The sequence below is a fragment of the Flavobacterium sp. genome (genome assembly GCF_965657075.1).
GTDB lineage: Bacteria > Bacteroidota > Bacteroidia > Flavobacteriales > Flavobacteriaceae > Flavobacterium.
The window spans coordinates 1-12397 of sequence record NZ_CBFHMV010000020.1 but is presented as its reverse complement, the minus strand read 5'-3'; the positions used below and the strand labels follow the sequence as shown (position 1 = coordinate 12397).

Sequence of the window (12397 nt, the reverse complement as noted above, 5' to 3'; positions counted from 1 at the left end):
AAAAAGTGTACTAATGAACGATACTAATTCTATAGAAACAAAATACAACAAGTTAATCATTGCTTTGTCAATAATTATTCCTTTGGCTGTTGCTTTACTTTTTGGTGTAAATTTAAAAAGATTAGGTTTTGATGTTGAACCATTTTCGTTTTTACCTCCTATTTACGCTACTATTAATGGTTTAACCGCAGTTATTTTAGTTGCTGCTGTAATGGCCATTAAAAACGGAAACAGATTATTACATGAACGATTAATGAAATTAGCTATTTTATTTTCGGTGTTCTTTTTGTTAATGTATGTGGCTTATCACATGTCATCTGATTCAACGGAATATCGTGGCGATTTTGGTTTCATATATTATCCTATTTTAATTTCTCATATTATTTTATCAATAGTAATTATTCCTATGGTATTATTTACCTATGTTAGAGCTTTAGCACAACGTTTTGATAAGCATAAAAAATTAGCTAAAATCACTTTTCCAATTTGGTTGTATGTTGCTGTAACTGGAGTTGTAGTTTATTTAATGATTTCTCCTTACTATGCATAAAAAACACCTTAGAGAAGTTTCTAAATTCCAAATGCTAAAGATTTTTTTTGGTTTTTATTTTTTATTTTTTGGAATTTTCACAAATGCTCAATGTGCCATGTGTAGGGCTTCGTTAGAGAGTTCAGATAATGTAAAACAAGCAGAAGCTGTTAACGATGGTATTATTTTCTTAATGGTGATTCCATACATTTTAGTTGCAATTGTTTCTTTTGGGGTTTACAGAATTATGAAATCCAAAAAAAATACGCTTTCTTAAAATCATTCCAGACCATCAATTTTAATATCCATTTTTCCAGTAGTTGTAATAAAAGCTATTATGGCTTTGTTTGATAGTTCAATTCTTTCAAATACAAAGTTGTCAAATGAGCCATTAACAAATACTCCTTTTGTAGGAGAATAGTTCTCTAAATAGGGTTGCATGTTTTTCTTTCCTTCATCCAAATTTTCTTTTATTGAGTACTTGCAGTTTTCTCTTATTTTCTTTAAAATAGTTCCTTGCGCTAACCAATTAGCCGATTTTAATAAGACATTTTTAGTATTTAGAACATAGTCCAATTCATCAAAATATATTTCAAAGGTTTCAGCATTATATTTCGGAATTCCAGATAAATAAATGGTGCCATTAATACTACCTGTTATGTCTAAGGCGATAATTAATTTTTTGTCTTTTTCCCAAATTTCAACTCCTTGAACAACAATTTTTCTATTTCCTGAACCAAATTCTTGACCTTTAAAATTTTTTGTAATTACCTTTGAAGCACTAGCAAAAGTGGAAACTGCTGCCACAGAAACGGTAACTCGATCAGGCATTTTATTAACTGGTTTTAGAACAATTGCTTTGGCATCAAAATTATTTTTAGGTTCTTGTCCAACCATAGTTTGCATATCGCATTTTAAACCCATGTCCATTGTGATTTTATTGTTTTTTAAAACAGCATCTGTTACATACAATTCAATTGGAATCAATTTAAACCAAGCTTCATAGGCATCACTTGTTAAAAAAGGAGTGCTTAAAGTACCCAATACATCTAAAACTTGAGGTTTAAAATCACAGGTAGCATTTATAGCATCATCAACTGTTTTGGCAATCTTTGTTTTAAATAGCGAAAGTGTTGGATTTATGATATAGGTAATCGGAACATTTTTTCCTGCAATTAAAACTGTTGGACTCTCATTCCATTTTATAGTTTCTAATTTTGAAGTTGTAGTCAGTTTCCAATTGGTTAAATGAGCTTTACTAGTTAAAGTAATGATTCCATTCATGTTAACTTCTCTAGTGTCATTTAAACCAAGAAATTCAGTTCCGTATTTAAATTTTGCCCAAATTTTTAAAGGAATTATTGAAGTAATAATGCCGTTTTTTTCAGAAATTGTAATGTCGTTGGTTTTCCAAATTTTCATTTCTGTTTTATCATCTTCTATGGTGTTGTCTTCAAAAATTAATCCTTTAATGTTTTTATTGACTTGCTTTTCTATTTCTTTAACAGAAATTTCGACTGGCATAGAAATGAATGAAGTTTTATTTTTATATACTAAAGGTACATTGTCGGATGGGAGTGGTTTTAGAGCTTCAATTTTACTAGTAGTTGCACAAGAAACAAGAAATTTCGAACACAAAAAAATCAGCAGTATTCCTAGAAGGTATTTCATAAACAAGATAATTTGCTTTGTAAAATTAAAATTTTATTTGATAGTTGTAACAAATTTACTTTTTTTTGGTCTTATAGAAGAAATCAGTTAGAAAATTTCGAAACATGACAATCAAAAAAACAATTCTATTTTTCTTATTTATTAGCATTCAGGTAACAGCTCAAGATAAAAAATGGACACTCAAAGAGTGTGTTGAATACGCTTTAGAAAATAATATCTCCATCAAATCATCTGAATTAGATTTGCAAAACGCAACAGTAAATAAAAAAGATGCCATTGGAGCTTTTCTGCCAAATATTAACGCTTCAGCTTCTCATTCTTGGAATATTGGTTTAAATCAAAATATTACTACGGGTTTGCTTCAAAACCAAACTACTCAATTTACTTCTGCGGGTTTAAATGTTGGAGTTGATATTTATAACGGTTTAAGAAATCAATTGCAATTAAGAAAATCTAATTTGTCTATCATAGCTACGCAATATCAATTGACTAAAATGAAAGATGATATGAGTTTAAATGTTGCTAATGCTTTTCTTCAAATTTTATTCAACAAGGAAAATTTAAAAGTCCAAAAGCAACAAAAAGAATTTAATCTAACTCAATTAAGCAGAACAGAAGATTTAGTCGAAGCAGGTGTTGTTCCTAGAGGCGATTTATTAGATATTAAAGCAACAGTTGCAAGTGATTATCAAAGAGTTATTGCGGCAGAAAATGCACTTTTAATTTCCAAATTAAGTTTAGCTCAACTTTTACGTTTAGACGATTTTAAAAATTTTGATATAGATGAAAGTCAAATTCCAGGTTTAAGTGAAAGTATTTTATTAGAAACTTCAGAATCCATAGCAGAAAAAGCAAAAGAAACTAGAATAGAACTTAAAATTGCTCAATCCAGTGTGGAATTAGCAGAAAAGGATATTTCAATTGCAAAAGCAGCTTATCAACCCACTTTGTCAGGATTTTATAGTTTTAATACAAGAGCAGCTTACAGCGATAGAATTGTAGGTTTTCAACCTAATGCAGCAAATCCTACTTCAGTTATTGGTTTTGTTGATGGAACCAATCAACAAGTTTTACAACCTAATTTTTCTCCAATACTTGGTGGTCCACAAAATTTAATGGATCAATTCAGTAACAATAAAGGACAAAATTTTGGGGTACAATTAAGTGTGCCAATTTTCAATGGTTTTGCGGTACGAAATAACGTTGAAAGAAGTAAAATTGCTTTAGATAGAGCCAAAATAAATTTAGAACAACAAGAGCTCGATATGGAACGAAATGTTTATACGGCTTACACTGATGCTAATGCAGCAAAAGAAAGTTTTGAAGCAGCTAAAACTACTTTAGAAGCAAGAACGTTGTCTCATAACTATGCAAAAGAACGTTATGAAGTTGGTTTGATGAATGTTTTTGATTTCAATCAAGCACAAACGTTACTAGTAAATGCACAATCAGAAGTTTTAAGAACTAAATACGATTACTTGTTTAGAATCAAAATATTAGAATTTTATTTCGGAATACCATTAATTGAAAAATAATAAATCATGTCAAAGAAAACCATAATCATCTTATCTGTTGTATTAGTTGCTGTTATTGCAGGATTAATTGCTTATAAAAAGTCAAAAGGAAATGATGATGTAAAAACTGTAGAAATAGCTCAAGCCAAACAAATGACTATCGTAGAAACGGTTTCTGCTACAGGAAAAATTCAGCCAGAAATTGAAGTTAAAATATCTTCGGAAGTTTCAGGAGAAGTTATTGCTTTACCTATCAAAGAAGGTCAACAAGTTAAAAAAGGGGATTTATTAGTTAAGATTAATCCAGATATTTATGTTTCTGGTGTAAATAGGACTGCTGCATCAGTATCAACAACAAGAGCTGGTTTAAGTCAAGCCGAAGCTCAGGTAAAAGAAGCGAAAGCCAATTATGACAGAAATAAAACGCTTTTTGATAAAGGAGTGATTTCTAAATCAGAATGGGACAGAATTGTTTCTGCGTACGAAGTTGCTGTTGCTGGAAAACAATCTGCTTACTACAATGTGCAAAGCGCTTCGGCTACATTAACTGAAGCCAGAGATAACTTAGGCAGAACTACCATTTATGCACCTGCAGATGGAACCGTATCTCTTTTGTCAATTGAACTTGGTGAAAGGGTTTTAGGAACGCAACAAATGGCTGGTACAGAAATTCTTCGTATTGCCAATTTAAACAATATGGAAGTTGAAGTAGATGTTAATGAAAATGATATAGTAAAAGTTAGTATTGGTGATGAAGCAAATATTGAAGTTGATGCTTACTTAAAAAGAAAATTTAAAGGGGTTGTAACTAGTATCTCAAATTCAGCAAGTAGTGCTTTAACAGCCGATCAAGTAACCAACTTTAAGGTGAAAATAAGAATTTTAAAAGAATCCTATCAAGATTTATTAGAAGGAAAACCTGAAAATTTTTCACCATTTAGACCAGGAATGACTGCTACAGTTGATATCATTACAAAAACAAATGCAGATGTTATTGCGGTGCCAATCAGTGCTGTTGTAATTAAAGATGATACAACTTCAGTTAAAAAAGATTTTGTTAAAGCTTTAGAAAAAGAAGATCAAGAGAAAAAAGGAACTGCTCCTAAAAATGATGTTAAATACGAATGTGTGTTTGTAAAAGTAGGAGATAAGGCAAAATTGAGAGTTATAAAAACCGGAATCCAAGATGATTCTAATATCGAAATTATTTCAGGATTAAAAGCTGGAGAAGAAATAATAGTTGGCCCATACAGTTTGGTTTCAAAAGACTTAATGACTAATGATAAAGTCAAAATAGAAGGTGTAGAACCTAAGAAATAAATCATAAAAAGGCACTTAATTTTGGTGCCTTTTTTTTGAAATAATTTAGTTTTCAAAACTATTGATTTGTATTTTTGTGCAAATATTCACTACCAATGGCTTTAATTTTAAATATAGAAACGGCAACTAAAAATTGTTCGGTAAGTTTAGCATTAAACGGAATTACTTTAAGTTTTAGAGAACTTGCAGAGCAAAATTTTTCACATGCTGAAAAACTGCATGTTTTTATTGAAGAATTATTAGCTGAAAACAACCAAACTTTTACTGATTTGAATGCTGTTGCAGTTAGTCAAGGACCAGGTTCCTACACAGGTTTGCGAATTGGAGTTTCTTCAGCAAAAGGTTTTTGTTATGCTTTAAATATTCCTTTAATAGCTTTGGATACTTTAGAAGTCCTTTCTCGAAAAATTAGCGTTGATAAAGGCATAATTATTCCAATGATTGATGCTAGAAGAATGGAAGTTTACAGTGCTTTTTTTGACAAAAATTATACATTGACTAGAAATGTTGAAGCCGAAATCATTGAAGCTAATTCCTATGCTGAAATTAATGAAACCATTCATTTGGTTGGTGATGGTATTGCTAAGTTTAAAGAAGTATTAGTTGATGAAAAATTTGTTTTTCATGAGGATGAAGTATATCCTTCTTCTAAAGAAATGAGCTTTTTGTCATTTGAAAAGTACAAAAAAAACGACTTTGTTGATGTCGCTTATTTTGAACCTTATTATTTGAAAGATTTTATTTTGAATAAATAATCATTTATTTAGCTAATTTCTGAATTTCAACTTGATGTGGATATGGAATTTCAATACCTGCTTCGTCAAATGCTAATTTACAAGTTTCTAAAATTTCTGCATGAACGGTCCAATAATCTTCAGCTTTTGTCCATGGTCTGATGGCAAAATCAACAGAACTATTGTTCAAACTTTTAACAAATACAGATGGAGCAGGTTCTTTTAATATCAAAGGATGTTTTTCTAAGATATTAAAAACAACTTCTTTAACTTGTTTAAAATTTGAGTCATAATCTACACCAATAACCAAATCAACTCTCAAAGTTCCATTTATTGTAAAGTTAATAATTTTATCATTCGATAAGGAAGCATTGGGTATAATTGCAGTTTTGTTTTCTGGCAAAGTTATTATTGTAGAAAACATTTTAATTTCTTTTACTGTTCCAATAATTCCTTGTGCTTCAATAACATCACCAACTTTAAAAGGTTTTAGTAAAATTATTAAAACACCACCAGCAAAATTAGATAATGATCCTTGTAATGCTAAACCTACAGCTAAACCAGCAGCACCAAGTATGGCAACAAATGAACTGGTTCCAATACCTAATTGAGTGATTACTGTAACAAGTACTAAAATTCTTAAAGCCCAAAAGATAAGATTACCTACAAATAGTACTAAAGTAGGTTCTATTTCTCTTTTTCTCATTACTTTTTTCACAAGTTTTGTAATGATACTTGTAGCCCATAAACCCACAAATAAAATTATAAGTGCTGAAAATAATTTTGGAGAATATTCTAAAACATAATTTTTAATGTAGTCGATGTAAGTTGTAATTTCTTTTTCTGGCATAATTGTTTTGTTTTTACAAATGTATTAAGACGATAACTTTAATTCAAGTTAATGCCTAACATTAGTTTTTGTTTAACATTTTAAGTAAAAAAAGCTCTCGAATTAACGAAAGCTTAAGTTTTTTTGATTTTAAATAGAATTATTCTATTTCAAAGGTGATTTTCAAATTCACTCTAAACTCTGCAACTTCATTGTCTTTAATAGAAGCGCTTTGATCTTGTACGTAAACAGAACGGATGTTCTTTAATGATTTTGCTGCATGTGTAACTGCTTTTTTTGTAGCGTCTTCCCAACTTTTTTCTGAGCTTGATAATACTTCAATAACTTTTAATACTGCCATTTTGTTTTGTTTTTAAATTAAAAATTTACATTTTAAAACCTAAATTTACTAAAAAGGTTTTATTTTTACAAAAAAACAATTTCAATAAATTTAAAATTGATAACATTAAGTTAACATACGTGTTGATTACAAGTTGGAATTTTGTGCAATTAAATTATTTGATTAAATGGAACAGATTTATATTGTAATGTTGGTGTCTCTTGCTTTGTTAGCTTCAATCGATTTGATGGTTGGTGTGGCAAATGATGCTGTAAATTTTTTAAATTCAGGAATTGGTTCAAAAGCAGTTTCATTTAAAACGTTAATGATTGTTGCCAGTTTGGGTATTACATTAGGTTCCTTGTTTTCAAGTGGAATGATGGAAATTGCCAAAAGCGGTATTTTTACGCCATCCATGTTTACTTTTAATGATGTAATGATCATCTTTTTAGCTGTAATGATTACGGATGTTTTGTTGCTAGATATCTTTAATAGTTTGGGTTTACCTACATCAACTACGGTTTCAATTGTTTTTTCATTGCTTGGTGGAGCCGTTTGTTTAGGGTCTTTCAAGTTGTTAACTGATCCAAATGTTACAGGAAGTATTTTGCAATTCATTAATCAAAAAAAAGCAACTCAAATTGTTACTAGTATATTGCTTTCAGTAGTTTTGTCTTTTACCATTGGAGGTTTTGTTCAATACATTTCAAGAATAATTTTTACGTTTCAATATGAGAAAAAAGTAAAATATTTTGGTGCCATTTTTGGAGGAATTGGAATTACTGCAATTGCTTTCTTTATTCTTTTTAAAGGACTTAAAAGTTCTTCTTTCATGACAAAAGATTTAAAAGAATTAATGAATCACAACCAAATGCTTATTATTGCTATTAATTTTGTTTTTTGGACCATTTTATCGCAGGTATTGATAACATTAAAAGTAAATATTTTCAGAGTCATAATCATTATTGGAACTTTTGCTTTAGCCTTGGCTTTTGCAGGAAATGATTTAGTTAATTTTATTGGTGTTCCCATCGCAGGATTAGAGGCTTATCAACTTTACGTAGACAATGGTTTTAACCCCAATATGTTAATGGGCGAATTAGCTTCTTCTGAATTAAAAGCTAATTTTTGGTTGTTGCTTTTAGGAGGTATTATTATGGTTTATACCATTTGGACTTCTAAAAAAGCTAAAGATGTAATTGCAACTGGTGTTGATTTATCAAGACAAAGTGAAGGTGCTGAAAAGTTTGATGCTAATAATCTTTCAAGATCCATTGTAAGATTTGGAGTCTATTTAGGTCAAGGTTTAAATGTTGTTTTACCCAAAAAATTGCAAATTAAAATTGATCAAAGATTTGAAAAGGTAGCTGTTTTGAACAAAGAAGAAGAACCAGCATTTGATATGGTTAGAGCTTCTGTAAATTTAATGGTTGCTAGTATTTTAATTGCTATTGGTACGTCTTGGCAGTTGCCATTATCAACTACTTATGTTACTTTTATGGTGGCTATGGGTACCTCTTTTGCTGATAGAGCTTGGGACAGAGAAAGTGCTGTTTTTAGAGTTGCTGGTGTTTTTAACGTTATTGGAGGCTGGTTCGTAACTGCTTTTGCTGCTTTTTTAACTGCAGGTTTTATAACGATTGTACTTCACTATGGAAAAGTCTTTGCCTTTTTTGCTCTTATGATTATTGTGGCTATTTTACTTTATAAAAGTTCTAGAAAACATAAAAATAAAGTTATTGAAGAGGATGAGGAAGCTCTATTTAATAAGGTTGATATAGGTACTATTCAAGAAATTGTTAAAGAAAGTTCTTCGCAAATCAGTAAAGTAATTAAAAAAACAAATGCTTTATACTCTGATGTTATTGATAATTTAGGTTTACAAGATTTAAATAAACTTAAAGCCAATAAAAAGAAGTACAAAAAACTCGAAAAGGATGTTGATGAATTAAAAAATAACGTTTACTATTTTATTAAAAGTTTAGACGAAACTTCATTAGAGGCTAGTAGGTTTTATGTACTAATTTTAGGTTATTTACAAGATATGGTTCAGTCTATTGGTTATATCACTAACAATAGTTTTTCACATGTAAATAACAATCATAAAAACCTGAAATTCAATCAAATTAGAGATTTAAAATCTATTGACAGTCAATTAAAAGATTTATTTAATCGTTTGGAAATTAGTTTCAGTACAGATGATTTTTCTAAATTAGATTCAATTATTTTAGAAAAAAATTCTTTAATAGATTCAATATCCGTTTTAATTGAAAAACAAATTGAAAGAATTAGAACTACTGAAAATAGCCCAAAAAACAGTAAATTATATTTCGGTTTACTGCTTGAAACAAATGACTTAATTAAAGCTACAATGAATTTGTTAGAATTATTTAAAGAATTTAATGAGCATGCAAGTACAAAAAAATAAGTATAAAAAAAGAGAACTAGTTTTAATTAGTTCTCTTTTTTCTTAAATTTTTATTTGATTTAACCATTAATAGCTTCCACAATAATAGCGTTGTCTTTTAGCATATCTTTTAGCATGTTTTCAATCCCGTTTTTCAATGTAAAAGTTGAAGAAGGACAACCGCTACAAGCACCTTGTAAAATTACTTTTACACGTTTTTCTTCAGCATCAAAAGAATCAAAAGTAATATTTCCACCATCACTTTGAACAGCCGGTTTTACATATTCTTCTAAAATATTAATTATTTGTTGTGAAGTAACATCTAGTTTTTCAAAATAATCATCTTGTTTCTTGATGTGATTTTCTGTTTTTGTTATTAAAGTTTCATTAATAACTTCTTTGTTTAATTCGATGTATTCTTTTATGAATGATCTTATTTCAGCAGAAACAGCATCCCATTCAATACTGTTGTATTTTGTGATTGAAATATAATTTTCATCAATAAATACTTCTTTTACAAATGAAAAATTAAATAATTCTTTAGCCAAAGGAGAAGCATCCGTTTCATCAATATTTTTTGCTTCAAAAGGAGTTTTAGTTAACAATTTATTGCAAACAAACTTTAAAACAGCAGGATTAGGAGTAGTTTCCCCATAAACTGTAGTAGCTGATTTTTTTTGAATTTGATCTTCTAATACTATTTTTCCTCCTTTTTCAATGAAGGCACTAATTTGATTAGCTACTTCATCTTGAACATCTTCCCATTCCACAATTGAATATTTTTCAATGGCTATAAAATATCCTGAAATAAAAACCGTTTTAACAAAAGGTAAGAAGAAAAGTTGTTTGGCTAATGGTGAAGTTGACGTTTCGTCAATGTTTTTATATTCTAGGTTTTGATTCCTAGTTATGATATCGTTTAATTCAAATTTAACAATCGAAGGATTGTTTGTTGATTTTATTGTTATTTTATCCATTATAAGCTTTTTTTTGCAAATTTAACAAACATATTTGTATTGTTTATTTATATTTGAATTTTTAAATTAAAGTTTTGTTAAGAAAATAAAATGTCTCATGAAGAAAATTACATATATATTATTTCTTTTTTCTAATTTGATTGTATTCTCACAAGGAATTACAGTTTCTGGAGCAGGAAGTAATGCAGGAGTTCAAAATATTGTAGAAAACATATTAATCAATTCTCCTTGTGCAGAAGTCTCTAATTTTACAACGCAAGGAACATGTGGGGTTGGTAGTTTTACATATGCTGGTTCTGGTGATTTTTTCTCAGGAGGTATGATTATTAGAAACGGCAACGTAACCACTTCTTCCGGTAATTACACAGGAAATGATATGTCTTCGGTTTGTTCAGGTTCAGGTGATCCACAATTATTAGCAATTAGTCAAGCCAATGGTAATACAGGAACAATAAATGATGTGTCATTTGTTAAATTTGATTTTACTCCATTAACAGATAATTTTAGTTTCAATTTCATTTTTGCTTCTAATGAATATGGTACTTATCAATGTAATTTTTCTGATGTATTTGCTTTTATATTAACGGATTTAACGACAGGTGTAACAACGAATTTGGCTCTAATTCCAGGAACAACAACTCCTGTTTCTGTAACTAACATTAGAGATAATACTTTTAATGGAGGTTGCCCTTCTGTAAATCCAGAATATTTTGATGTTTATAACGTGACAGCTCCAGCTGCCTCTACAGTTATGAACATGATAGGTTATACTGTTCCAATGACTGCATCTGCAACGGTAATTCCAAATAATCCATACAGTATAAAGTTAGCTATTGGAGATTATGATGATACTGCATTTGACTCGGCAGTTTTTATTCAAGCAGGAAGTTTTAATGTTGGAACAGCCAATCTTTCTTACCCTGTTCTTCAAGGTATCGAAACTGGTGACATGACTATTGCTAATGGTTTAGCTATGTGTCCAGAAGAGATTAGAGTCTTAGATACTGGATTAGATCCCGCAACCTATGCATTTGTATGGACTAAAGACGGTGTTGTTATACCAGGGGCAACTGATGCAACTTATTCAGTTACCGAATCCGGAAATTATTGTGTAGCTGCAAGTGCAGGTACTGGCCCAACTGCTTGTGTTCAAGAAGATTGTGTTTTGGTCGAGTTTTTACCTGATTTTACTATAAATCCTAGTCCAAATGATTTATATAGTTTCGGAAATACGTTTAATTTAGATAACAATACTTCAACTATTTTGAATGGTTTAAGTTCTTTTGATTATGATTTAGTTTATTTTAGTTCTTTAGCTGATGCAACAGATCCTGATGGAATAGGGATTTCAAACATACAAACTACAAATCAACCTGTAACTACATTTTATGCTACTGTAAGAAGTATTTATGAATGTCAAAAAATAGCACAATTTAATGCTGTAGTTGTAAGTATCAATCAACCAGATGATATTTTTCTTTGTGATGCAACTAATCCTTTAGCTTCAGAACCTTTCGATTTAACTGCTCAAGATGCTCAAATTTTAGGTGCATTAGATCCTAATGCTTACACGGTTACTTATCATACAACATCAAATGGAGCTATTTCAGAAACCGATTTAGCAACACCTTCTACTGCTTTTGTTGGAGTTGATGGTCAAACAATTTATGTGAGAGTAGAAAACAATTTAGATGCGTCTGATTTTGCCCTAACTGATTTTGACTTGCATTTGTTGCCTTTGCCTACAGCTTCAATAGGAACTACAACAATTTGTGAAGGCGAGACAGGAACAGTAACTTTTTCTGGTACTCCAGATGCTACTATAAATTATACTGTGGATGGTGCTTCAGCACAAATTTTACTAAATTCATCCGGAACAGCAACATTAACCACTTTACCACTAACATCTGATTCTGTTTATAATTTAGTATCAGTTACTTCACCTGCTCCAAATATGTGTACCGCATTTGTAAATGGAACTGCTACAGTTGTTGTTAGACCCCTTCCAACGGTTTCAATATCTACATCAACTCCTGAGGTTTGTTTTGGTGATGTTGCCACTTTAGATTTTGTGGG

11 protein-coding genes are annotated in these 12397 nt (G+C 30.1%); 7 read left to right on the top strand and 4 right to left on the bottom strand.

The genetic code is table 11. The features are described from left to right. The first annotated feature begins 13 nt into the window (after positions 1-13). A complete protein-coding gene (locus tag ACTF56_RS10525; protein ID WP_438966867.1) occupies positions 14-550 on the top strand; it encodes a DUF420 domain-containing protein in 537 nt (178 codons plus the stop codon). After that, positions 543-806, top strand: a complete 264-nt coding sequence (locus ACTF56_RS10520; RefSeq protein ID WP_438966866.1) for a hypothetical protein — start codon at positions 543-545, stop codon at positions 804-806. The genes ACTF56_RS10525 and ACTF56_RS10520 overlap by 8 nt, the downstream gene beginning before the upstream one ends. A gap of 2 nt (positions 807-808) precedes the next feature. On the opposite strand, the gene ACTF56_RS10515 is transcribed toward ACTF56_RS10520, so the two are convergent. Then, positions 809-2200 carry a DUF4403 family protein gene (locus ACTF56_RS10515; protein ID WP_438966865.1) on the bottom strand — a complete coding sequence of 464 codons (1392 nt, stop codon included), beginning with the start codon at positions 2198-2200 and terminating at the stop codon, positions 809-811. A gap of 104 nt (positions 2201-2304) precedes the next feature. On the opposite strand from ACTF56_RS10515, the gene ACTF56_RS10510 reads away from it, so the two are divergent. The 3 genes from ACTF56_RS10510 to tsaB all read left to right on the top strand — a co-directional run bounded on the left by ACTF56_RS10510 (position 2305) and on the right by tsaB (position 5789). Then, entirely contained in the window at positions 2305-3735 is a 1431-nt protein-coding gene (locus ACTF56_RS10510) for a TolC family protein (protein ID WP_438966864.1), read from the top strand. Positions 3736-3741: 6 nt separating this feature from the next. Next, positions 3742-5034 (top strand): efflux RND transporter periplasmic adaptor subunit, encoded by a 1293-nt coding sequence (locus ACTF56_RS10505; protein WP_438966863.1) that lies wholly within the window; start codon positions 3742-3744, stop codon positions 5032-5034. A gap of 95 nt (positions 5035-5129) precedes the next feature. Further along, positions 5130-5789 (top strand): tRNA (adenosine(37)-N6)-threonylcarbamoyltransferase complex dimerization subunit type 1 TsaB, encoded by a 660-nt coding sequence (gene tsaB, locus ACTF56_RS10500; RefSeq protein WP_438966862.1) that lies wholly within the window; start codon positions 5130-5132, stop codon positions 5787-5789. Between the two features lie 4 nt (positions 5790-5793). Here the strand turns inward: tsaB and ACTF56_RS10495 are convergent, their stop codons facing one another. Both ACTF56_RS10495 and ACTF56_RS10490 read right to left on the bottom strand, forming a co-directional pair. Further along, on the bottom strand, positions 5794-6618 hold the full coding sequence (locus ACTF56_RS10495) for a mechanosensitive ion channel family protein (protein ID WP_438966861.1): 825 nt from the start codon (positions 6616-6618) through the stop codon (positions 5794-5796). A 139-nt stretch (positions 6619-6757) separates the two neighbouring features. Then, positions 6758-6958 (bottom strand): dodecin family protein, encoded by a 201-nt coding sequence (locus ACTF56_RS10490; protein WP_438966860.1) that lies wholly within the window; start codon positions 6956-6958, stop codon positions 6758-6760. Positions 6959-7124: 166 nt separating this feature from the next. Between ACTF56_RS10490 and ACTF56_RS10485 the strand changes: the two genes are divergently transcribed. After that, positions 7125-9365: an inorganic phosphate transporter gene (locus ACTF56_RS10485; protein ID WP_438966859.1), complete on the top strand. Its 2241-nt coding sequence runs from the start codon at positions 7125-7127 to the stop codon at positions 9363-9365. Positions 9366-9424: 59 nt separating this feature from the next. Here ACTF56_RS10485 and ACTF56_RS10480 read toward each other — a convergent pair whose 3' ends face one another. Then, entirely contained in the window at positions 9425-10321 is an 897-nt protein-coding gene (locus tag ACTF56_RS10480; protein WP_438966858.1) for a NifU family protein, read from the bottom strand. Between the two features lie 97 nt (positions 10322-10418). Here ACTF56_RS10480 and ACTF56_RS10475 point away from each other — a divergent pair. Continuing rightward, positions 10419-12397, top strand: a 1979-nt coding sequence (locus tag ACTF56_RS10475; protein ID WP_438966857.1) for a choice-of-anchor L domain-containing protein, incomplete at its 3' end; no start/stop codon positions are given.

Coding starts and splice junctions, on each gene's coding strand:
- ACTF56_RS10485 (WP_438966859.1), top strand. CDS start 7,125: ATGGAACAGATTTATATTGTAATGTTGGTGTCTCTTGCTTTGTTAGCT.
- ACTF56_RS10480 (WP_438966858.1), bottom strand. CDS start 10,321: ATGGATAAAATAACAATAAAATCAACAAACAATCCTTCGATTGTTAAA.
- ACTF56_RS10525 (WP_438966867.1), top strand. CDS start 14: ATGAACGATACTAATTCTATAGAAACAAAATACAACAAGTTAATCATT.
- ACTF56_RS10520 (WP_438966866.1), top strand. CDS start 543: ATGCATAAAAAACACCTTAGAGAAGTTTCTAAATTCCAAATGCTAAAG.
- ACTF56_RS10515 (WP_438966865.1), bottom strand. CDS start 2,200: ATGAAATACCTTCTAGGAATACTGCTGATTTTTTTGTGTTCGAAATTT.
- ACTF56_RS10510 (WP_438966864.1), top strand. CDS start 2,305: ATGACAATCAAAAAAACAATTCTATTTTTCTTATTTATTAGCATTCAG.
- ACTF56_RS10505 (WP_438966863.1), top strand. CDS start 3,742: ATGTCAAAGAAAACCATAATCATCTTATCTGTTGTATTAGTTGCTGTT.
- ACTF56_RS10495 (WP_438966861.1), bottom strand. CDS start 6,618: ATGCCAGAAAAAGAAATTACAACTTACATCGACTACATTAAAAATTAT.
- ACTF56_RS10490 (WP_438966860.1), bottom strand. CDS start 6,958: ATGGCAGTATTAAAAGTTATTGAAGTATTATCAAGCTCAGAAAAAAGT.
- tsaB (WP_438966862.1), top strand. CDS start 5,130: ATGGCTTTAATTTTAAATATAGAAACGGCAACTAAAAATTGTTCGGTA.